Genomic DNA, 23,840 nt, shown 5'->3' with positions numbered 1-23,840 from the left:
GCAGGCGCCTCTTCGCCAAAAGGCATGCCAATTCGTTCGACTGCAAGGATCATATGCCTTGGCAATAGCGTATCACGAGCCCCCCCTGGATAGTGCTTGCGATTCGGAACTCTAGACATTCCTTCGCAACCTCTACCACTCGCAATCACCTTGACACCTAGACTACATACCAATAGGAAATGTTCATGCCAGTGTAACAGGCGCTTTAGCTGAGCCAACAATCAGCGTGAGAAAGGCAAACACCATGGTCAGTAAAATCAACAATGCGTCCATACATGGGATACCCAGTGAAGCTCAACATCACAACGCTGAAGTCACGCCGCAAGAACCCGCTCGCCATCAAGCCACGCAGCCTTCTGGCCTGCTTTCAGGATTGACGCCTCAAGCAAAGTTCAAGGGCATTTCAGTCAAGCCACAACTCAAAATCCCGGCATTGGCAGCACGCATTTTCAACTCAAAAAATGCGGCACCTCCGGCACAAAATACTCCCGCTGCCCCCAAAACCACATTTGCATCAGGCCTGTCTGTCAAACCACGCTTGAAGATCGCTGCATTGTTACAGCGCAGTTCTGCAACACCGCCCACGCCCTCTCACGCAGCTGAAACACCAAGCTCTACAAGCCCGACCTCAACGGCTCAAAAGACATTTAAGCCAACCAAAGCACAAGCCCATGGAATAAGTGTCAAACCCCGCCTGAAAATTGCGGGATTTATGAATCGCCATCCCATCAAGCATGGGACGACTTCTGATACACATGCAATGCAGAAACCCAAAGACATATCGATCAATACAAGCTTAAAAAACGCACCACTCACGACCCCGCATTTGACCGAACCTACCATTGCTGACACGCAAACAGCGAAACCCCAGGCACCGGTTCAACCAGAATCCCCACACAGGGAACAATCTGCGGGCTCACCCAGCGTGTCGAGGACAGAACCGAAGACGAAAATCCCCCAGACACGGCACAACACAGACAAAGAAAAAAAACCGATTGGCATTTCCGTCAAGCCACGTCTGAAATTCGGGTCATCACCCGCGCACAGCAAAGCACACCGTCAGCCTTCAGGCACACCGCCGTCCGCGAGTCCTACGGAGCACAACGATATGAACACTACCATCCAGGAAATGCGCCGCTTAGCCGAAGAGGGAACCAAACAAACCCTGGTAACAGCCGAAAACCAGCAGATGCTGAACCTTGCCTCATCACTCGCAAACATCACAAAAACGGTCAGTTCCAACATCAAAGGATCTTCTCAGGGTGGTTAAGCTGCCGTTACCTCCGGTTCACACAGGCTAGCATATTGCCCAGTACCCGCCTGTTTCATACCGCAATACTGAATTTCGTCCTTCATGAGCACACAGCGCTATACAGACGTCGTCACGGAACTTTGTCATGAACTCAGTATCCCTGCCGTTGACCACGTGCTTAAGACACGTGCCATCGTGGTTGAAGGATTTGACGTCATACTGGAAAACTATGATGACGATCCAGATACCATGTATGTCCACTTCCAATATGGAATCGTGACCGGAGGACGGACACTGACTGTATTCCGCCTGATGCTTGAAGCCAATATCACCATTTATGCTCAAGACCAGGCGCAAATGGGGGTCGACGAAGGCACAGGCGGCATCATCCTGCTGGCACGGGTGGACCTCAATGACGATATCGATGGCTCTTGGCTGGCAGATTTGCTCGCGCACTATTCTGAACACGGCAGATATTGGCGTGACAACATTCTTCAAACCACTGATGAAATGTTCGAACAACTCGCACAAGGCTCCTTCCTATGGATTCGCGCATGAGATCTATCAAAACACATTTGGCACGTGCATTCATCATAGCCGCCACTCTTCTTCTGACACAGCCATTATATGCAGCAACAGACTGTTTTCAGCAAGCCGCTACCTATCACCACGTCAACTACCTGGTATTACGTGCCATTGCCTGGCAAGAGTCTCGTGGCCATCCTGACGCAGTCCATGTCAATCATAATGGTTCAACCGACTACGGCATGATGCAGATCAACTCCATTCATCTGCCGGAGTTATCACACTATGGCATAACCCGCCAACACCTGATGAATTCTTGCAGCAGTGTTTATATCGGAGCATGGCATCTTAGAAGAATGATGAACAAGTATGGCAATAATTGGAAAGCCGTCGGAGCCTATCATTCAGAGAGCGCATCTGAACGCGATAAATACTCTAACAGCATCAAGGCGCTGATCGACCAACTCGGCACGCAAAAGCAGGTCGTTGAACTTCGCACTTCGTATCGATGATTCGTCTTTCCATCAAGGCCAGAACGGCCCCGCGTTACGCTGCAAATGAATCCATCTTGCCGTTGTTCGTAACTGCAGATTATTACGGAAAAAGCTGGACTCTTACATTTCATTCAAAATCGAATTGAAGGATATCATCATGAACCGAGTTTCTTCATCCTCTTCGCATCACCACAGTTACGACACATCAACTCCAGAAAAACCGAGCAAAAACAATAGTCACAACAATAAGCCCGAAGAACCCAATAACAAGAAAAACGACGGAAACAACACTACTACAACAAATTCAGGCACACAAAACGAAGCCTTCGCCCAGGCGTTCAATTCGTATGCAGAACAACAACTGATGAATATCTATCAACAGAACAAGCCCAAGCAGCTGGATATACCAAAGAGCAAAGATCCTGACGAGGATGACGGTGATGACGACACCCCGACACTGAAGCTCAAGTAATTCATCGTTCAAGAGAAACGATGATGTATCCATCCGAAAATCCTTATCACTTCGTTCGCAAATGCAATAGCGTCTTCTCTGGCAATTTTGAAACACGCGGAACACGCAGGCATTGTGAAACCCACGCAAAGCAAGAACCCATCTGCACTCCATCTGCGACATCGAGAAATGAGAACACAATGAACTCAATATTCGATTTGTACCGTAGCTTTTCTCCTTCCAACCAGAAAAAATCCGCAATGGAACTCAAGGTATGGGAATACCTTCTTTCCCGCATTGAGGAAGCGCCTACGGCCCAACTTATCATTGACTATCTGGAAAGCCCCGAAGCCAAGAAGGATCGCCTTTTCGAAGTCTACATCCGAGCCAGGCAGGCGGTACAGCGCTCTGGGGAGACTGTAAAAACAGCTCCCTTGTACAGACGAAGCGCCAAACAGTCCCGCTCTACTCTGTTCGAGCCAAAGCATTCCCCGCTTTTCAATAACAGCCTGCCAAAAGCGGGGACCTCTCATACGCTAGTGTGGCCGGCACTGGATCTAGCGTAGGAGTTTATCAAAGCATACGCTGCGCATGTTGCCATACTGCGCAGCGCATTCTACGTTGGCTCCCACTGCCTCTTGTGCGATGAATGCTACAGGCAACACCTGATCCGCCACACAACCATCAAAACACGCATCAATGCATACAGCATTAACGTTATTCACAGCGAATTTAATCTCCTCCGTAAGCTGTTGTCGCTACAAAAAACTCGCTCGCTTTCTGACACTCAAGCACTTACTCCCTTCATCATCGCCTTTCAAAAACGCCCTTTGTCTATCCATATTATTTGCGGATAAATAGTAGCCCGCAATCGTCAAATATAAAATCTTCGCATGGCCAACCTGGTATTCGCACCACAGTAGCACCCCGTATCGGTGCAAGTGTCAAATACATGCCATGTAATTAAATATTCGTAGCTTATATCCGCTCACTCACGCAGCGCCCAATGCACCCTAATCGGTACTGCCTGAGCTTTGCAGCAAATACTGAATGGGAACATAACAATGCTTTCGCCAAATACTGAACTCACACAAACGCCCTCCCTTCTTTCACCAGACGAAGATGAGTTCGCCGAATACGGCCCGGCTTCCGAATATTGTCTTCAGCTATTGAAGGACGCCTCGCGTCTGCTTCAGAACAATGCTGCGAACTGGAACGATGAGGCGGGGTGCTTCAGCTTTGCGGGTCACGATCACTATTTGCTGCCCGCTGATCCGGACGTGTCTGAGACAGAGCTAGTCAATGCCTGCTACATGATGCGCCTGCCTATTGCAATTGGTGACGAACCCTGGGCAGTTTACATGCTGGAACTCAATCTGATGCTTGTAGCCAACACAGGTTTCTCTTTGGCTGTCGACGACGAGCATGGCCTGGTGCTGGTCAAGCAACTCGCAGGCAGCCATCTGAATCCTATGACTCTTGCAAGTACTGTCGAAGCAGCCTGCGATGTGATTGATGCGGTGATACGCGACTATCTCTTCGAAGCGATGGATCCCTCGTAACTCCCCACAGGCATCGTCAGCGATGCCATATTGAGAGCTTATCTATATAACATATTACGACCATCCGTTGAGTTTTGACCACTATCTCCTTGTTCTTGATTTCCAGGGGAAGAGCGTCGAACAAGGAAATTCAAATGGCAAACAAGATTCTGACCGGCATCAAATCCTGCTTTACAGGCCATGGCGTGGCACACGAAGCACCTCAAACTCCTCCGGGAGCATCAAACCCAACCAGGGCACGCACCCAGAGTGGCGGGCGCCTGGGAGGACTCTTGCGCCATTCACGCAAAGTGAGCCCATCCCCAGAAGAAACCAGTTCCCCCTCATCCAACGCATCAGCCGCCCAGGCTGTTGCCAAAGGCGTACAAGGTGCTGCGAAGAGCCTGGAGCGCGCCGTAGTCAAACCTATCAAGCATCGGGCAGCGGATACCCTGGTTCCTGCAAGCAAGCACCTGGCTGCAGCCATCACCGGCAAGAACAGCGATGTCGGCATCAAACCACTTGAGGGTGCCCAGCTCAAATTCCAGCACCAAGGCGTATATGGACTCAAGGTAGAAGGGCCCGCGATCAATCTCACCCATAACATGTTGGTGGTAGCCAACAAGATCGGGCATGCGGTCGACAAGAAAACCGGACGGGCTGCCAAACGAAATGCGCCTGAATTGCAGGGTTTTGCCCAACGCCCCCACCGCCAGTTTGCCTTCCGTGGCCCGCATATCACCGTGAAAGAAGGGCGAGTCAAGGTCAGTGCTACGGGGCTGGGCAAGCTCAACCGTGCCCAACGCAAACAGCAGCGTGCCCGTGCAAAAATCGTACAGAATGCGTTGAAGACAATGGATGGTCACCGCTGCCGGGACGTTGAACCTCACGCCATGAGTCATGGCGCCCTGGCGGAATACAAAAATGGAGGCCGACGCTGGATCGGCAGTCGTGGGGAGCACATTCCCTTTGCTGCATTCGATGCGGTCAAATCGACGGCCAAGGGTGAGCTTCAGGCGCCTCCCATCAGCCTTCTCAGCGGGATATATGAATTGCCCACACCCCAAGGGCAAAAACAAGGCACCGCATGGCGTTTGGAACAAGGCAAACTGTATGTCTGGAACAAGGGCGGCGAACCCCCAAGCTGGCAACACCAAGGAGAAGCCCAGGCATTAAGTCAACATGCCGATGGCAATCTTTACGCCCATGTGGGTCATGCGCTTATGCGCTGTCACCCGCTGGAACTGGGGAAGGCCGCCCTGAGCCCGGCGCTGCAGAACCTGGATCGCTACCAGTCCGTACACGTATTGCCGAGCACCGAGAACACCTCAACAGCTGTAGCAGTGGCAGTCGATCATGCGGGCAAAGCCTTCCAGCTCACCAGTAATGGTCAGGCAACATTCCTCGCCGAAGTGCCCGGGCTCAAAAACCTCGTGCCAGTACCGGGCGGGCAGCTTATGTGCGGCCACACGACGGGCGGTGAATTTGTAGCCTTGCACCAGGCTGCAGCCCTGGATGGCACGCAACACTGGCAACGCCTCACTGGTGCCGAGGCCAGTGAGCATGCTGCGTTCGCCAAACTTGCCACTCAGATTCCGCTGGATATCGGCCATCAATGGCATGTTCAAACGGTCGGTTATGACACCCCATCTGGAGCTGCCACCCCGCTGTTGCATGCTGTATTGGCCAGCGACCAGGGGCACCGGATTTCTATGGTCTATGACCAGCAGAAATGGGTGCCACAATACAAAGCCGATGCCACGATCATGCAAAGCGAACAAGGCCTGCAATCGGAAACCATCAAGCCGGAAACGAAAATCCAGTATGACCAGAATACCTATCTGGCAACGAACACCAAGGGGGAACTCTGCATCAAGCATCAAGGCATTGGCCGCTGGGAACAACTCAGGATGCACGATGGCTCACCAATGCAGAATGTGCAGAAAATCGTTACCGGAGCAAACGAATTAACCTTCGGCAAGCGAGTCTACGCTTTGCTGGGAGAAGGCGAGCGAACCTCGATCCACGAAATTAATATTGGTGGACGCATGAAACAACTGCCTGCCCACAGCGAGGTTAACGAGCTGGGCGGTGCTGCGCCTTCCGCCTGGCTGAGCCCCAATCGCCTGACGGCCCACCCTGGTCCAGCAATCGCCAACGCCCATGTCACGCACGCCAGTCACGCTGAAATCACCGAGCATGCAAACGATTCACCAATTGTTGACCTCTCCGCCGACAAAAGTGGCGCAATGTATCAGCTGACACAACACGGTAGCATCTCCAAAACAGAACGAGCCAGTAATGGTACAGAAGGAAAGCGACTCGATCTGCCTCCAGCAAAGATTGGCGACCAATCCTTTACACCGAAGCAAATCACCGTCTCTGGCGACAACGGGAGATTGTTCGCTTTAGCCCAAAAGGATGGCGCACACACAAATACCCCGCCAGCCTTGCTCGAATTTGTGCCGAATCCTCATACGGATGGCAGCGCATCACACGAATTCAAGGGAACGTGGGTCAACCGCGCACTGGAATGGAAAGATGCCCAGGGCAAAGAGATTCCAGATGAAAGCAAACATAGCGCCCAGCTCTCGACCTCGCTTTACGGCACCCCCGTAATCGAGGTGAAACGTGCCGAAGCAAACGGTGGTGAAGCCGTTGACCGCTATCGTATCCTGCAAGTCCCCGTGCATACGACGGAAGCAAACAGCACACAGCCAAAATCAATGCTGCGCTGCCTTCCAAAATCTGTGAACAAATTCCTGGGACATATGCCGGGCAAGGTGCGTAAATACGCTCCCACTACCGAACATCGATATACCCTCAAGGATGTCAGCACAAGTCGAGAAGACCCTCGTGTTGGGATGGACCGCAACGATGCATTCCGCCCTCCTGTACTAGGCACTCAACGCACGGCACTGAAGTGGACGGTGCTTGGAGGGCAGTACGCGGCAATCAACCGGCATCTGGAGAAAGGCGCCTCCACCGCCAAAAAGCTGGCTCACTACGGCACACTACCGATCCGGGCCTTAGGGCGACGAGTCTATCAGCTCGGTCGGCTCACCGTGCAAGAGCCCCCCATGGCCTTGGTACGCCTCAAGCAAGACCTGTGGGGGCGCAAGGGGCTCGCCAAGGATTATGCGGCGATACGGGAGACGATGAAAAGTCTCCCGAATATCCAATCTCCGATCTCCGACAATCTAGCCAAAATCACCACGCCTCAACCTGACATGCTGACTCACCCGGTCGCCAATAGAGTCGTGGCCGATACCCTGGGTAGCTGCCTGGAAGCTCTCGAGCAGATGTGTATTACGGCGCACGTGCTGGGACCGGACCGCACCACGGAACGTAGCCCTGAGAGGATGAGAAAGGTAGCCAGCCTCGCGGCACATTCACTGAACAAGACCACTCTCAACAGCCGTGATGCACTCCCGCAAGTCAAGAAGTTCTGGGACAGCATCGGGCAGGACAAACTGCACTTCTTCTCGCCCGCCGAACAACAATCGATCAACAAGATCAAGACCTGCATCGGACTGCTTGAAAAGAACCATATCAAGCTCTGGGATGGACGCCGTGGCGCGCTATCGAACTTCACCGCCTATCACGGTAGCCATTCGATTCAATCCGCCGCCCTGATCGCTTCCATGAAACATTTTGCCGAAGCAGTTCAGGTTCGTACCTTCGGCACTGTCCATGCAACGGAAGGCGGCACTGGCACTACGCAAATATCATCTACGGCAGAATCAGCCCTCAAGGAAATTGAAACCACTCACAAAACAGCACGCGCCAATCAACTAGCGCACTGCGGTTTTTCAGGCTGGCATGCCTATGAGGCCATGGTAGAAGCCGTTACCGATCTGCGTGATCAAATCAACAACCGTGGCACAAGACTGACCCCGGGATCCCCACTTTACGAGTTAGTCAAGACAGATCTCGATCTCCAACAGGCCAAGACCATGCCCAAGGAAGAATTTGTCGCACTCGGGGCAAACAAATGGGCGGAAACCGTCAATTCGCTCAACCCACGCACGGTGTTTGGCTGGTCCATCCAGAAAAACCTTGGGGCAGGCACCTACCTCGCTTGTGGCGGTAAACATGACAGCATACTTGCGACCCTGAGTTACGGCGGAATCCTCAACCTTGGCGGCAACCGCTCAAGCTTCGTTGGCGTAGAAGCCATCGGCTCCAACCACAACCAGACCGAACAAGGCCCCGTCATCGTGTTCATGACGCGCGGCATGGCTGGAACGGCGAGCATGGGCGCTAACCTCGGCATAGCCCCCACAGTGCAAAAGCCGACCCCAACCTCAACCGGGCGTTTACACAACGAAGAGCTTAACAAACACTTTGGCGGCTATGCCAATGCTATGCTTGAAGGTACGCATACCCGCGCCAAGGGCGGAGCAATTGTATTGCTCCCAGAAAAAGTTCACGAGTTTGGCCGCATGCTCTTTGATGACAAGGTCGCTCCCCTCGAACTGATGAAGATGGGTATCGATCAAGGGGGGATCGGCCTGAATCTGAGGCAAACCGAAGGCGTCATTCGAAGCGGTGCAGGAATCGTCGCCCGTCAGGACTGGTTTGCTAAAGATAAAGAATTTGGCGCACATAACCCTGCATCATGGAACCCAGGCCAGGACGCGGGCAAGCGGGGAAAATTCAATGGCAATTTCGGGCTACGGGCTGCACTCGGCTTAGAAATCTATCACAAAGTCGCCATGGAACTGCATTTGCGCTTGGGCTTCGCCAAAGGCAATGGTTTTGAATATCAGGGGGACTCCGGCCCACGTGCATCGCTTGGCTTGACCGCTTATGGATTCGGCAATGCACCGAATATCCAGACAGGAAAAGCTGACGCGGGAGTCGCCAGTGCCCGAGCCGCGAGCCTGGGGCTGGATGTCTCCGCGGCCGAATTGCAAACAAGCTGGAACTCTCACTACAAACGCACAGCGGATTTCGTCAAAACGGCCCCCATTGCAAACAGCGATTGGAAGAGTTTGCTGGACAATGCTCGCAAAGTGCCTGGCCTAAAACTGGAAATACCCCAAGGGGTTCTGCCGACTGGAATTGGCGCGGAGAATCTGGAATCTCTTGACGTCACCAGCACGGAAGGTCGCCATGCCATGCGCACACTATTGAGCGCCTGGGTCAGCAAACTGCAGGATATGGAGTCGGCAGTATGCCATGGAGATAATATCGAACAGGTCGCGGACCCTGCGAAAAAGGCACAAATGAAAACACTGGCGACAGAAGCAAAGCACGTGGATGAGCATTTGGCCTGCAAGTTCATGCTAGATGCCGAATCAACGCTCTTAAAGAGCCACGCTGCCGAACTGGACCTACCCATGGTCCAGGATTCAGCCCGCATCGAACTCAACGTTCCCAAAAAAGACCCTACCCAGCATAATGTCTCTTCGCACCTCAAGCTCGGCACGGTCATGAAGAAGGCGCGCGAAGTGGAAGCAGCCATCCCAGGCATCAAGGATGTTAAGGCTGCCTATGCCAGTCTGAGGGGCTACAACGAGACACGCCTGGTGTTCGAGATGGATCCACGCAAGGTCAACCTCGCCAACCGTCTGATGATTTTAGGCGTTCCACGCTCGACGCTCAGCACAGAACAAAACGCCCGTTTGGAGGCAGAAGAGGGCTCTCCATCAAACCACCAAGACAACATCCGCCTCAGTGCAGAGCAGATCATGAACATCATGGAATCAGAGCCCATGAATTATCACTGCGTCGTGCATTGCGCCAAAAACAATGAGGGCAACACCATCGGGCATGGTTTGGGATTAGGTCTGACTTTGAGGCATGAGGTCACCGCTACCGAAGAACGCTTTCTGGCCGAAACTCATCTCAAGCATGGTTGGGGNTCACGCATAGTACGAGCCGAACTTCTGCCGACAGCACAAGAATCCTTGAGTGATGTCTCGCGTGGCCGTGGCGCCTTCACACGATCAGGTGTAGCAACACTGCGGCAGACACAGCCAAGCTTCGAACGTCCGGTACGGACAATGACGGATGTATTCACCCCGCCCCAAGGCGAAGTCCCTTCCGCAAACGAAGCTGTCGTCACGAGGCTACATGTTCCGTCGCAGCCCGAGGCCACGCACCCCAGCCGCTCCGGCAGCAGGGTCAGCCAAACTTCGGCGGAAGAAATCGAGTCGTATGACGATGAAATTGACCCGATCGCCTTACTGGCACAAGTGTCAGCACAAAAAGCAGCTCGAAAGCAGCCAAACCTGGCTTCCATACCCGAGGAACAACCCAACAACGAAGCCAAAACGCAAAAAAGTAGTAAACACTTCCTCGGCCTGCATTTTGGCAAATTAGGTTCAAAGAAAACCAAGAACGCCAATCCGGCACTTGAGCCAACAACGTCCAGACCAAGTGAAAACCCTCCCCCATCATCGCCGCAGGCACCGCAGGCGGAATCCCGCCATCACAAAGGCTTCGGCGAGAAAGTCAAACGGGCAATCGGCATTAAAAAATCCTCGTCACTCCAGGCGAGCAATGGCACCAGCGCGCCACGCCCACCCATGCAAAAAACATTTGGTACACCGCTCAACAGCGCACCACCAACACCGGCAGCAACGCCAAATCGTACAAACCCGGCACATACGTCTGACCCTGCCCTTGGTTGGGGTGAGATGTTCAAAGCAGGAGCGAAAAATAGCCCCACAATGCCAGCAAGCAATACGGCACCTGCATCAAAGACCAACCGTAGCCCGGAAAGCACACGCCAGAACATTGCCACACCAGCACCGAACATTGCACCTCCTTCGCCCAAGAAAACCGGAGGGTTCGGACGCTCAACTCAGGGCAGCGATACCATCTGACGACACAGATATATGACATTTGCAAAATTAATATTAGCCGCAGTGGGCAACGCCGACCAATGCTGTAACAACGCGAGAGCGGCGATAAAAAGTCGCTTTCCGCGCATTTCATCCTGATCTCAATCAGTGGAGCCCAATATGGAACTCAATCAACTCGCAGGTCGTTATCAAGTATGGCGCAATGGGATTCACCCATTTCTGGATTTGGGTCGTACCCACGGCGCGACTCACGCCCGCCACCAACTTGAAAAATTGCGCACCATCGATACCGATGACATCTTGCCCTATCTGCGCCCCATCTCTCACATATTCCTGAGGGAAATTGTACTTGCCGCTTTCGAGGAAGACAAAGATTGCACCGTTGACCGTTATCTTTGCCGCGTACACTACCGGCGCTACGGCTGGATCGCTCTTGAAGCCCATACCTCGCCAAGCAACCAGCTTTATGACTTCAATGAACTCCGCTCTTTTGCCACGCGGAGCGTTGCTGCGGGCATGCATACAGCAATATTCGTCCACACGGGCGATGAAAAAGGAGCCAGCTTCGCTCACTTGAACGCTTGTGATGTACTCCTGCTCGGCGGCGACGAACTGGTAAAGCTCCTCAAGGACTGCATCATCCCGGCACTTCCCCACTCGTATGGGGCCACACAGCCCCAACCGGAATACCGTAAATCGTGGTCAAGACTATTGCGGGCACAATTGCTGGGCTCGTAACCGCCCCCTTAATCCGACCAGTCAGAAAGCACCCAATATGATTGCTCTACCCGCCACCGTTGTCTTTTGACTACGGTGGCGCTGCGCCATGACTCAAAAAATATTTCAATAGAATATTTTGTATACAGCTTTGTCAGATTTGCCTATCTGCGCGGAAGCCACTCGATTGCCCCTCCCCTTCCCAACCACCTGTCGTCTGGAAAATTGCTACCACAAAGCAACCTTGTTTACTGATACACATCAGTAAAACAGATCTCGCCTGTAAATCAAGGCGACACGGTCACCCCGAACCGCTTGCGTGACACAAGGTTGACTTCCAATCCATTCGCATTGCCATATATAGCCTGTTATTTTTCATCTCAAGGGCCAAACTGCGAACACGCATGTCCTGGCGCGAAGCCACGCCATACAAATTCAGTCAGTCAGCCATTTACGGCTGAAGACGCATCCGCCACCAAGCGCAATCGCACACTCACATAGCCACCCAGACACGCACAAAAGAAAATTTCTTCGCAAAAATATCGAACAACTAATCATATATAAATTTGATATTTTACAAAACAATCCCATGCACGAACAATTGTCATATTAGAAAATCAAAATTTCTTAGCAAGACACAATAAAAATGATAAATGCATCGCCACCAACTATTGCAGGCATACAGAAGCCTCCCCCTTAAAGGATGAACAGACATGAAGATATTCAAAAAAGTACAGGGATTCTTTGGCCTTGGTCGGAACACCGTCGATACACCATTCACTCAAAAACAGTCCCCGGTAAAAGGCAAACGCATGGGGGTACGCCCTGAAGTACACACCGGGGCGCCGCCTGCATGGCGAGCGCAAATAGCCAGACGCAATTCTACCGAAGCGCCTTCAGCCCCCAGGGACCCCGTCCGCGCCACCTCCCGGCCCCTTGGCGAAACGCCATCTGAAGCCCACCAACTCAGCAATCTCATCAATACCCATTTTGGCAATACCCCCCAGGCTTGGCTATCAAAATCGGCTTTACGCAATGCTGTACGCGGGTTTGAGCCCTTGAATACCCATGACACGGATTCCGGTACGCAGATAACTTGGCAGACTTTGCTTATCGAAGCTTTGTCCACCGTAACGGGGTCAGATGCATCACGTGGCGTTGCTGCACTCAACAGCCTGCACGGCTTTGATCCCCTGCATGACATCGCGACAGGCCTGCAACAATCGCACTCGCCTGCACATACCGAGACCCTGGCGCAACGTGATGCTTGGCGGCTGGCATCGCTATTGGCCGCACAGAATGCCCAAAACCCCATCATACTGGCCGTGATCAACAAATCAGTACCTGCTGTGCAACAGGGCAATTTCATCTCTCTACTTGCCAAGGCTGACAATCTCTTCGCCAATGCGGGCAATAGTGCTCCACTACCATCGCTGCTGCTGCGTGCGGTAGAGATTAGCGGCGAAACAGGCAAAACCATCGCGCAAACAGCAGCCCGCAAAGCGGACCCACACTATGCCCTGATCAATGCCATGGAAAGTGCGCAGCCTGATCTGGCGGCCCTTGTAGCAAGCCATTTCGGTCATACCTCGCCAGCACCGCTTAGCGCTGAAGCGCTCACACAGGCACTACACCATGCAGCGGCCTTGCCGGCACATATTGCACCGGTAGGGCTGCCAGGAGCTCCGGCCGTCATACTCGTACAGGCACTTGCAGCCGCCACAGAAGGCAATGCGATAAGGGCTCATGAGGCATTGGCCGCGCTACACAGACTGGACCCTGTCGCGGACATCACAGATGCTTGGCACCGGCATCAGGAAGGCTCCGCTACTCAATTGATCCAATCAGCCGATGCCTGGCATGTAGCAAGAGAGCTAGCCACCACGCCCAGCGGGCTCGAAGTGTTACAGGCGATCCTTGGTCGGGCGGTGCCTGAGGCACTGAAGCGTGACTTTGCAATGGTACTGAAAAGCATCGCCGCTCTGCCTGATACCGTAACGTCCCCCACCACCCAACCGCACCATGGCAACGCCCAGGCACACACAACCCATACACCTCCAATGCCTCACACCAAGGCATCAACCCACGTCGATGGGGTCAGAGAACGGATCACGCTCGCCGATCTGCTCTACAACGTACCGGCAACAGTGGCTGATGAGGCGCCCGCCAATTCCCATCCTGCGCCCCCTTCACAGGCAGAGGTGCACCAACACACACCCATATCAGCCCTGCTCTCAGGCTCCCTGCAGGCCAGCGTACCCGGCCAAGCCATCCTCTGCGCTGCGGCACGCTTGGCGGGAGACCCCACCAGCGCACGACCTCACAACTGGGCGCTCAACGCAGTGAGGAATGATCTTCACGACACGGGCAGCAACTCGGATTTCGCCACCATTGAGGCATGGATGTTGAAGATGGGCAAATGGATAGACCGAGCCTCACGCGACAACAATATACTCAATGTGCGTAATCCTATGTCTGGAAAATCAGCCTTCCGGGCCTTACGACATGGCACGCAACAGACTGAGCGCGGCACTGCATTCAGTAAGCATCGGGTCGCTTTTGACCGAGCCCTCAGACAAGCCGCAGAGGGCCTACGTGACCATTTGCTGACACAAGCCCCACGCACGCACGCTGGCGGCCCAAACAAGGTATCTGAACAATTGATTCGTGCCGCCGTCCTCGATCATTGCCTAGCGCTCCCTCATGAGGTTTGCATCGACCGATACAAACTCGATACAGCCGCAATCACCGACATCACGACCAGACTTCTCAACCTCGTCAACCACCAATACGGCACAGGGCAGAGAAACCCTACGATGGTGACAGACAGCCCCACGGAACAGATCAAACGCCTCAGTGGCAAAACCATTGACATGGAGCTGCTGCAAAGCTGGTTCGACGAAGCATTGAAAACATCCCTCCCTAGTTCTGAAGATACACCATTGGCATGGAGTAATGCCGTTAAAGAGAAGCTGGCCGAAGCGCACAAGGAAGCTTACGGTAAAGACACGCGCATCAATCACTTCAATAAGGAGAAGTTCAGAGAAACCATCAAAGAGGTCATCGCCAATATGGATGGCTCAGCCCGCTTGCGGCTCACCAGTGGCGGCATTTTCAGCGCCGGGTTGCGCCAAATCACCACAACCCTTTCAGCCTTGGCTGGGGCTTTGTTTGTACGTGGCCGGATTGACGCCAGGAAACATCTGGCACGCCATGCTGTGTTCGAGATCGCCATGACAACCTATGACATGGAAATCGTCATTGGCACGCAACGCCAACATGGTCACCAAGTCGGCTTTGGCGGTTCAGTGGGGCCGAATATTGGTGTCATCAAAGCTGGCGGCAGCGCCGATGCCTTGCTCTATGGCAAAGAAACCTCAAAGGTAGATGGCATCTCCCTGCGTATCCCCCGCATCGGGCGCCCAGTGTCAGAGGTTCGCGCCGAATTTGCAAAACTCTTCGATATCATCGTCGACGGCACAACCCGTTCGGCCACAGCAAGTGAAGACACGCTGCTCAACGAACAAGCACAGGTGTCATTGCTCAAAAAGCTATTACAGGAATTTCCAACCCTGGTGGTCAACCGTATTGGCGAGGCAGGAGAAACCCGCAGAAAACATGGCGTCAATGTTGAAGCCGGCATCTCCGTCAAAGCCCCTTTTGCCCGGGTCACGGCTGGAGGAGGCATAAGCGCCGAAGCGAATAGCTCGCTCACCCGGCATTACACCGATGCCACCGGCGGCATGAAGATAGATCGTCACGTCAAGGGCTGGGGTGCGCGGGCCACAGCAGGTGTAAAGATGGGCGCGGGCCTCAATCTCAAGGACTCCGGGCTGACGTTTACCTCAGGCAATACAGATGGCGCAATCAACGCATCCCTCGACGTGTTTGCTGCAGGCCACACCCTGCGCCGAGAAGCTGTGTATCGATCCGGTCGCATCCTGCCAGTTTCGTTTATAGAAGATGAACATCAGAATGCAGACTCATTCGCCGCGCATATCGAACCACAGATGAACAAGTGGAGTGTGGCACGTGCTGCGCACGGAAGGGGACGTGACGAAGCACACGAAAAAGCGAATCTACAGAACTTCCTGCATGAAATCCGGCAGGAAGCCACACCAATGCACTCTTACGGAGAACGCAATATGCTCACACCAGAAGCCGTTGATAGAATCAATATGCTGGATTCCTGCAAAACCCTGGCGCAGCGTCAACCTGAAGGTTCGCAAGCGGCACTGACAGATGAAGGTCACGCCGCCTTTGCGGATGCCAACAATGCCGAATGGAGCGAACCTGCCAACACACAGCCATATTCCCTACGATCGTACAAACGTCTGTCGACTCAAACAACGAAGGGCATCAACGTAGGCGTCCAACTCAGCACCCAACACAGCGCAGAAGGTGCGCACATCGACAATCGATATGACATAAGTTAAATATCCGTCGTCCGCAAAAGCACATGCATTGTGCGCCGGCCCCTTGTGGACCACAATTAATATTGCACCAGCCCTTCTCTCAGACCACCAATAACCATTTTTGAGTAATCCTCCCTTCATGGAACCCACATTGCTTCATATAAGCAAGTACAAAAAAGAGGGACTTCAAATTACTTCTTGAAGTCCCTCCTCAGCTCTTCCGCAATTGGTTGTTCAGCAAATACGGAAAACACCAAGCATCACATGGAAGAATCCGAACTCGTGGTATCTTGCGTACCGTTTGAACCAAAGGCCTTCAGTTGATTCAGCAATTGGGTCAAGGCCTGCATCAGATCATTGCCACCTTGCGAGTTAGCCGAGCCACTGCCTTGGCTGGATTGACCACTACCTGAGCCCTGGCTATCGCCCTTACCGCCAAGCATCTCCAGCAACTTGATCAGCATTTGCAGAATCTGTTGCAGCGAACCGGAACCACTCGATTGATCCGTTCTGTCGGTGGCGCTCGTGTCATTGGTACCGCTGGCACCACTTGTATCACCTGTACCATTCACACCGCTGGCACTGCTTGTGTCACCTGTGCCGCCCGTACCACCGGCACCACTGGTGTCACCTGCACCACCCGCCCCGCCCACGCCACCGGCATTACCTGTACCGCCGCCGGTGCCGCCTTTACTACCGCCCCCTGCACCGCCCGCATTGCTTGCGCCACCAGAGCCTTGCAGCTGTTTGATCAGATCAATCAAGGTCGACAACAGATCAGAAAGTTTGGACGACTGGTTGCCCTTCTGATCGCTACCACCGCTTTGTTGATCCGCCCCCTGCCCCTTCATTGTCTTCATCAATTCAAGCAATTGCTGAAGCAGTTGGATGACTTGATCCACACCAGAAGATTGAGAGGAATTTTGTGCACTGCCCGTGCTGGAAGGCCCGGAAGTGCTTTGCGAAGAGTCGCCCGAGCGCATTTTTGCTTGCAGTCCACGTGCCATCAGCTCGAAACCCACTTGCATGAGCGTGTTGCTCTGCTCGTTGCTGATCGGTTGCTGAACCGAATTCGATTGCGGCGACAGTCCGGACGGCCCCAAACCGGAAGTCTGCAAGGAAGAAACATTGAGTGACATATACAGCTCCTTTCGTATTTCGTAGAAAGATCACGTCTGACACAGCACGTGACAGCATATTGTTTGGTGCCGTATAACGGCAAACCAAAAACCCAGCAGGCATTGTCTACATTAGCGATACATACAGAGCCGACATGAGGAAATGCGAAATATGCCACAGTCGTTCGAAGTGCACGCATCACACAAATCATTTCCAGCAATACGCTGGTATAAACCTCAGCGCTTCTATCTGCCATAGATGCTTCAGATTAAAAAAGCATTTCAAAGTGCTTCGAAAACAGTATGTGCAAACAAGCTGCTCATGATCACGCCTAGGCACCTAGACCATGTTCCAAGTCAGGCTCTACAATTTCCTGAATAACCACATTGGATTTTTGCTTCGGTTCAGTGCTACTACCACAGAACATCTCACAGACCCATTGGCCAACCCCGTGCACCGCAGCCAACAAATCAGAAGGCTTCAAGTTCATCAATTTCTCAATACCTGAAGCAGCATAGTGCCCAATCGGCCCAGGCAGGGTCAGATTCAAAGCAGTCATGGTAATGGAGCCAATCAGCAAACCACTGCTCCCCTTCTCCATGAAGTCCTTCGTGCCCTTATTGGTGGCAAGCAAGGCCAACATAACCAGGCTCAAACCCACAAAAGTCTTAAATTCTTCAAGTGCATCCTTACGGCTAACATTGGAATTGGCCATCAGACTGAACATAAGCGCAGAGGTAAACGCAGCATCAGAGCCCAGGTCCACCACCCCGATTTTGTCCGGCAGCATCAATACAGTAGTCGCCGCGCATACCGCCGTCGCAAACAGAGCAAGTGCTAACTTGGCGCTACGATCCTTATTATGCCTTCCGCCTGCAGGAGCATAATTCCCCATCAAGCTGGACAGTTCGTCAGCCACCTGCTGATACGCCCCCACCGCCATAGCCACTTGCTTGCTGACATATGGGCTCAACTCATGCCCGTTGCTGCCGACAAATGCCTCCTTGGTTTCGAGCAAGCTCTGTTTGTCGTGCGTCACACCCTCCATAAGCTGTTGCAACACCACTTTCATCCGACCATGCAATGCCTGCGGCTCTTCACCGAGCCCTTGCATGTCACCAAACAGCCTCTTGCCTTCATCCGCCAACTTGGGGTGGGGATTACCGCTACGCCACTGGTTGAACTTCTCCTTGATCTCTTTCGACATAAAGCCACCAAACAATCCAGCCGTAGACAACAAACCCAGTCCAATATTGAATGGCGTACTCTTATTGAGAAAATGCAGACTGCTGACAAAGGTTGGCAACGAGAATTCAAGCGCCTGTATTGTGTTGGCATAGTAACGTGCCATCGTGCGGTCTTTGAGCAAGGAATTTCCCGTGGTCGGTGTACGGATCAGGCCTATGCCCTCGATCATGGCCTTTGCCATGAGAGCAATGATCTCCGCTTCCGTTTTCGGCTGGACCGGCTTGCTCATCATCGGAATCATCAATGGTAAAGGCGCCAACAAAGCATTGATGGCGATGACTTTGGCAACCCGATTGGCAAGTGGTTTATCGTTCTGCAATTCTGCCAACGCAGTAATCACCTGATGAAGCCGCTTCGACAAAACCTGCTTCAGTTCGGCTGGCAACTCAGACGCCCCCAAAGTGGACTGCAAGGCAGTCACGTTAGCGCTCAATCGGGCGAGACGAGCCCCCTCTGTCGCAATTGATTCACCAACACTTCCGGCCTGATCCTGCGTCGCCTGACGAGTTTGCAATCCCTGAACTTTCATTGCCTCCAGGTTTGTATGCACCTGGTCAAGACGACCTGTCGTCACTGCTTTCAGATCCTCCGGCAACTCCAATGTCAAAATCAATTCCTTTAATGCGCCAGTGTCGGCACACACCAGAGCAAGAAGATCCTCAGAACCTGTAGCTAAGGAAGGCATTGATGTAGTATCTGCCTGCAATGTCTTCAATGCTACAGACAGCACATCTACACGTTCTAGCAGAGCGGCTTTCTGCACATTGGACACGGACGAGTTCATCAACGCAGACTTCAATTCAACCACCTCGGCGGTCGCCCGCTCAAGCTGAGCAGTTAATGGCTCATGTCGTAGCTGAGCCAAAAATTCGGCATCATTTGACTTCGATAACAAGGTGTGAAGATCAACCATCCGCAAAACATTCTTGGCCACAGCAAGGGGCTTGGAGAATTTGTGAGAAGCAGGTGAAACAGATGCGGTTGATGCCGAAGAAGAAGACAAATCGATCTGATTGTCATTAATGTTGCCCGAAGACCTATCTGAGCTGATTTCAACACAGATCTCTCCCTGGCTCGAAGCACGCCAAGCCGCATTGTGTGAGCGGCGTGACATACTGTGCAACTCCCCAAGCTGTCCGTGAGTCGGACGAACCGCCTGTGGAGATGGATCTGAGGGCGGCGTGTGAGTCGCGTCGAGTTCGGCGTGCGCCGAGGGAGAAGCAGTCTTGGTACTGGAAAGAGGGGAAAGCATAGCTATATCCTTTTGCTGCATAAAAGTCCAAAAATCGGACTGCGGTGAAATGGATACGATGCTAGCCCTGAGCGCATATTGTCACTTGCTAGAGACGAACTTCTGCCCTCCTGAACGAAAACTCACTCTAGGCTTACGCTTGCATGGTCAAATTAGGCACGCAACGCAAATCAACGGAAGAAATTTCGTTACGATTTTTTTTGTAAAACAGACCTGAATGGGTTTTCAACAAGATCAATCAGGCCGGATCAAAACCACAAAGACAACCATACTAAATAGATATAATTTTCGGGGTCAGCAAAAACAATCGATGATATTTCCGCCCACTCGCCTCCGTGTATTGAAACAACCGCCCCAAAAACGGGATCTTGGACAACAGCGGTATACCACTTTCGCTCGTACTGGTCTGATCAACCGAATAGCCCGCAATCAACAGACTCTGGCCTTCCCGAATCAAAGACTGAGTATCAATCTGGCTATTGTTAACGATGGGAATCTGATCAACCATTTTTGATGTGAGCTGTCCGTCATCGATATGCACCCCCAGACGCAATTGTGTACTCCCCCCATCTTCAATGACACTTGGCAACACCCGAAGAGCAACACCAACTGTAATGCTATAGAGTTGGGCAGCCTGATATCCTGATACGCGCACATACATGGTTTGCTTGTTATTCATGAACGCTTCGACATTATCCAGCGTCGCAATTTTAGGCGTTTCGGTGATTTTTGCCTGATCGCTCTGCTGCAACGCACTGATCCGTGATAACAGATACTTTGTCGGACCTCCAATCACGGCAGTAAGAACGCCCCCTGCCGGTGTCGCAGCGATTAAATTCTGCGTAGAACTCGTTGGATCAGGAAAACCATTAGGATTAAGCGAAGCCACATTCCCCGCCTGGGCATTACGCCCGTTACCAGTTTCCAGATCGATATGGCTGCCATGCAAACGCCAATCGACACCTAACTGTTCCAGCGCATTATCCGTCACATCAATAATCGTGGCACTGATCTCAACCACTTTGGGTTTGTTGTCAAGCAACGCAATCAATTCGCTATACGCACTGATACGCTCAGGTATATCTCGAATAACAATGGAATTTGTTCTCGGGTCCGCCCGAATCGCAGGCACACCGGCTGATCTGTTGTCACCATAATCACTACGTCTCGCAGCCTGCCCTTGACGCGGGTTTGTCAACACAACGTCATTATATGCATCGTCTGGCAAAGGCGCAGCAGACTTACCTTCAGCCGGGTTCGCCGCCGTGGGTAACGGAGGATTCAGTGCCATTGCTCCTGCACCGCCGGAACCCACCCAGGCACCAAAAGAACCTGGTCTCGTAGCCTTCTCGCTTGTCGGTTGTCCAACTACGATATCCTGCGCAGTATCTTCACGTCCCAGATTGACAGCTCTGGTTGCAGAAGCATACGGTCCTTCCTTCCGGTTATCAGCAAAGATTGAATTCAAAATCCGCTCAACGCCGGGAATCACCACCGTTTGCCCTTCCACTTGCACCGAATGATCTGCAGCCCAGGCATAACGCAGTGGAAATACCCGCACTTCTGGTGCATCGAACTGTTGCACATTTCGACCAACAACTCGCGCAATTTGAGAAACCAGCTCAACATAACGTGGGGGACCAGACACCACGACCACACGGGCCTTCTGATCTGTTCTCAATGGAAAGCGTGAATCAGTAACCCCCATCCTGTCCATAGAATTTCGCAGGGCGTTGATCCCGGAACTGCTGAGGCTAAAGGTAGCACTTCGCGTCTCATTCGTGCCATACACATACAATACACTTCCATCATAATACCAAGAAATACCGAATGTGGAGGCCATAAGGTCAAGAAACTGCTGCGGCGTCGTCGAAAACTTACCCGTAACGGCGCCGGTAACCTGTGGAGAAATCCAGGTCGCCACATTCTGACTTGCCCCCAGACTACGCAACAGTTCCTTCAAATCCTTACCACCTGCGGCCACTTCAAAGCGTGACGTTCTCCAGGGAATCTGTGCGGCCTCGGCAGCTAAAGTGCTGCACAGGAATGTCACAAGTAAAAAACCCATCAACATGATTCGAATGAAGCTGTACCCCCGGCCGATCCCGTACATACAGCTTCCCCTGCTCAAACGTGATAGCGAAATTCTGGCAGCCATTTCTCACCTCAATGCCAATTGTATATTTTACGATCTCTGAAGCGTTTCAGAGGGAGTCTCCGAAAATTGCTTGCGATAGCTGGTAATCAAGGTCGAACGGCTCTTGACTCCCCAGCGGACGGCTGTCTGTAGAATCCCCGAAGAAGAATTGATTTGCTCCAGCAAATCCCCGCGAATCCCGTTCATTCTAACTCGACGGATAACCTCACTGGGAGAAAGCCCGAGATGCTCCTTGAAAACCAACTGAAGCGCTCGCCCAGTCACACCAATGTGATTGGCAACCTCCTGGATACTCAGATTACTGCGCGCGATATTGGAAATAATATAACGGTACGCTTTTCTATATTTCGCCGGCAATCTGGCCCCAACGTCATCAGTGGGCACATTCGCTCCGGCACTCACTTCGTTTCTGAGAGGTTTGATGGCATTTGTTTCTGATCTAAGGCACTGAATCGCATCAAGCGCATAGCGATGGTAGAGTCCAAGTGCCTCATTGACCTTGCCCTGCTGCTGTCGGATTTTGGCCAGACAATACAAATGATCAATATTCCAGCGAGAAGATACGGTATCCACACCATAGTCTGGCGAAGTTTCAACAGCGGCCTTTGCCAAATCGACACAACCTGCCGCAAGTGCAGACATAGCAACTTCCAAGCGCACATCTTTACTATATTTGTTGAACTTTTGGCTGCTAGCCCATTGCGCATGGGACAGTGTCTTTTCATAAGCGCCCCGACAACCTTCACTCAAGGCGAGAAGTTCTGGCAAATACTTTACCCTTGCCTGCAATAAGGGAACTTCAACAAGGCTTGAACACAACTTGGCACTCCTCTGCTCACAATCCAGCGCAAGTTGAGTTGAACCAAACAAACCAGAAGAATGCCAGAAAGCATGATCTTGCAAATTACCAGAACCACGAATACGGAAATGTGTCGCAAAATCCAGAGATACACAATCAAGCAGAAAATTCCAACGATAATCATCCTGCTCTTCAGAAAACGACCTTGCATATCCCAGCGCATCGCCCGCTGCAGCCTGCTGACCTAGCTTATAATACGTCAGTGAAGCCCCAACTACCGCTTCGATACGTTCAGCAACCGATGCACTGGTGTCCTCAGTATTGCATAAAAAGCAATTCAATGCGGCACTAAACCGGCCTGCCAGCAAAGCCTGCCATCCCGTATTCCGGCATGACAAAATTCTCACCATATCCTTGTCATTACGCATTATTTTCTGAGCGCGACGGAAGGATTCCTCGGCTTCCTCCCCCTCACCGGTCATCAGCATCACGTCTGCCAAAGAACAAAGCGGAAGCAGATCAGATCTTTCCAGAGCAGAATCAGATTTGTCCTGTAAGGCGTTCAAACTACGCAAAGCGCCTTTGAAATCGCCGCTGATAATTTTCCTTGAATAGCCTGGTAGATCTTTTGACGCAGACAATGCAGAACACATCGCGAAATAGAGCACAGTGGACATCTTCACTCCCCTTTCTCAGGCCAATCCAACAATCGGAGCCGAAAACGGAAATCCGTTGTTAGTATAAAAATCTGTAAAAAACTCTCACAGCTATTTCACTCACGTAAAATAGCGACATAAAACAAATTTTCAGCGCAATATGAATAGTCGGAGTATCACCGATACTCTTTATACAAAAACCATACTTCTATTTGTTGCACAAATATGAAGGCATAAAAAAGAAGCTTACTACTATTCAACAACACCCAAAGCGCTTTGGATTTAAACCGATTATGCAACAAACTTGGGGCATAAAACAACTACCTATCGACTTTCGCAACCTAGCCATAAAGCATTTATTTTTGTCCGCACTGAAAATTCTGGCAATAAATATTCCT

11 protein-coding genes are annotated in these 23,840 nt (G+C 52.1%); 7 read left to right on the top strand and 4 right to left on the bottom strand.

Going from position 1 to position 23,840, the window contains the following annotated elements; translation table 11 throughout:
* Window positions 1–244 precede the first annotated feature (244 nt).
* The 7 genes from B145_RS28590 to B145_RS0108715 all read left to right on the top strand — a co-directional run bounded on the left by B145_RS28590 (window position 245) and on the right by B145_RS0108715 (window position 16,231).
* The gene (locus tag B145_RS28590; RefSeq protein WP_157288332.1) at window positions 245–1,270 is read left to right on the top strand and encodes a hypothetical protein; all 1,026 of its coding nucleotides are present in this window, start codon (window positions 245–247) and stop codon (window positions 1,268–1,270) included.
* Between the two features lie 84 nt (window positions 1,271–1,354).
* Window positions 1,355–1,810 (top strand): type III secretion system chaperone family protein, encoded by a 456-nt coding sequence (locus B145_RS0108755; RefSeq protein ID WP_018606712.1) that lies wholly within the window; start codon window positions 1,355–1,357, stop codon window positions 1,808–1,810.
* Window positions 1,807–2,289, top strand: coding sequence for a lytic transglycosylase domain-containing protein (locus B145_RS0108750; RefSeq protein WP_018606711.1), 483 nt, complete (start codon window positions 1,807–1,809; stop codon window positions 2,287–2,289). Before B145_RS0108755 ends, B145_RS0108750 begins: the two co-directional genes overlap by 4 nt.
* Before the next feature lie 139 nt (window positions 2,290–2,428).
* Window positions 2,429–2,743, top strand: a complete 315-nt coding sequence (locus B145_RS0108745) for a hypothetical protein (RefSeq protein ID WP_018606710.1) — start codon at window positions 2,429–2,431, stop codon at window positions 2,741–2,743.
* Window positions 2,744–3,786: 1,043 nt separating this feature from the next.
* Complete coding sequence (locus B145_RS0108730; RefSeq protein ID WP_018606707.1) at window positions 3,787–4,284, top strand: CesT family type III secretion system chaperone; 498 nt, start codon at window positions 3,787–3,789, stop codon at window positions 4,282–4,284.
* A gap of 6,953 nt (window positions 4,285–11,237) precedes the next feature.
* Complete coding sequence (locus B145_RS28585) at window positions 11,238–11,816, top strand: hypothetical protein (RefSeq protein ID WP_157288331.1); 579 nt, start codon at window positions 11,238–11,240, stop codon at window positions 11,814–11,816.
* Between the two features lie 692 nt (window positions 11,817–12,508).
* The gene (locus B145_RS0108715) at window positions 12,509–16,231 is read left to right on the top strand and encodes a hypothetical protein (RefSeq protein ID WP_018606705.1); all 3,723 of its coding nucleotides are present in this window, start codon (window positions 12,509–12,511) and stop codon (window positions 16,229–16,231) included.
* Window positions 16,232–16,470: 239 nt separating this feature from the next.
* On the opposite strand, the gene B145_RS28580 is transcribed toward B145_RS0108715, so the two are convergent.
* From B145_RS28580 to B145_RS0108695, 4 genes are all read right to left on the bottom strand, one after another.
* Complete coding sequence (locus B145_RS28580; RefSeq protein ID WP_018606704.1) at window positions 16,471–17,349, bottom strand: hypothetical protein; 879 nt, start codon at window positions 17,347–17,349, stop codon at window positions 16,471–16,473.
* Window positions 17,350–17,660: 311 nt separating this feature from the next.
* Window positions 17,661–19,691 (bottom strand): hypothetical protein, encoded by a 2,031-nt coding sequence (locus B145_RS27375; protein WP_018606703.1) that lies wholly within the window; start codon window positions 19,689–19,691, stop codon window positions 17,661–17,663.
* Between the two features lie 409 nt (window positions 19,692–20,100).
* A complete protein-coding gene (sctC, locus tag B145_RS0108700) occupies window positions 20,101–21,942 on the bottom strand; it encodes a type III secretion system outer membrane ring subunit SctC (protein ID WP_018606702.1) in 1,842 nt (613 codons plus the stop codon).
* Window positions 21,943–22,014: 72 nt separating this feature from the next.
* The gene (locus B145_RS0108695) at window positions 22,015–23,463 is read right to left on the bottom strand and encodes a helix-turn-helix transcriptional regulator (protein WP_018606701.1); all 1,449 of its coding nucleotides are present in this window, start codon (window positions 23,461–23,463) and stop codon (window positions 22,015–22,017) included.
* Window positions 23,464–23,840 lie beyond the last annotated feature (377 nt).

The sequence above is a fragment of the Uliginosibacterium gangwonense DSM 18521 genome (assembly GCF_000373965.1).
Classification (GTDB): domain Bacteria; phylum Pseudomonadota; class Gammaproteobacteria; order Burkholderiales; family Rhodocyclaceae; genus Uliginosibacterium; species Uliginosibacterium gangwonense.
This window is presented reverse-complemented; position numbering and strand designations above follow the sequence as displayed.

Coding starts and splice junctions, on each gene's coding strand:
- B145_RS28590 (WP_157288332.1), top strand. CDS start 245: ATGGTCAGTAAAATCAACAATGCGTCCATACATGGGATACCCAGTGAA.
- B145_RS0108755 (WP_018606712.1), top strand. CDS start 1,355: ATGAGCACACAGCGCTATACAGACGTCGTCACGGAACTTTGTCATGAA.
- B145_RS0108750 (WP_018606711.1), top strand. CDS start 1,807: ATGAGATCTATCAAAACACATTTGGCACGTGCATTCATCATAGCCGCC.
- B145_RS0108745 (WP_018606710.1), top strand. CDS start 2,429: ATGAACCGAGTTTCTTCATCCTCTTCGCATCACCACAGTTACGACACA.
- B145_RS0108730 (WP_018606707.1), top strand. CDS start 3,787: ATGCTTTCGCCAAATACTGAACTCACACAAACGCCCTCCCTTCTTTCA.
- B145_RS28585 (WP_157288331.1), top strand. CDS start 11,238: ATGGAACTCAATCAACTCGCAGGTCGTTATCAAGTATGGCGCAATGGG.
- B145_RS0108715 (WP_018606705.1), top strand. CDS start 12,509: ATGAAGATATTCAAAAAAGTACAGGGATTCTTTGGCCTTGGTCGGAAC.
- B145_RS28580 (WP_018606704.1), bottom strand. CDS start 17,349: ATGTCACTCAATGTTTCTTCCTTGCAGACTTCCGGTTTGGGGCCGTCC.
- B145_RS27375 (WP_018606703.1), bottom strand. CDS start 19,691: ATGTCACGCCGCTCACACAATGCGGCTTGGCGTGCTTCGAGCCAGGGA.
- sctC (WP_018606702.1), bottom strand. CDS start 21,942: ATGTACGGGATCGGCCGGGGGTACAGCTTCATTCGAATCATGTTGATG.
- B145_RS0108695 (WP_018606701.1), bottom strand. CDS start 23,463: ATGTCCACTGTGCTCTATTTCGCGATGTGTTCTGCATTGTCTGCGTCA.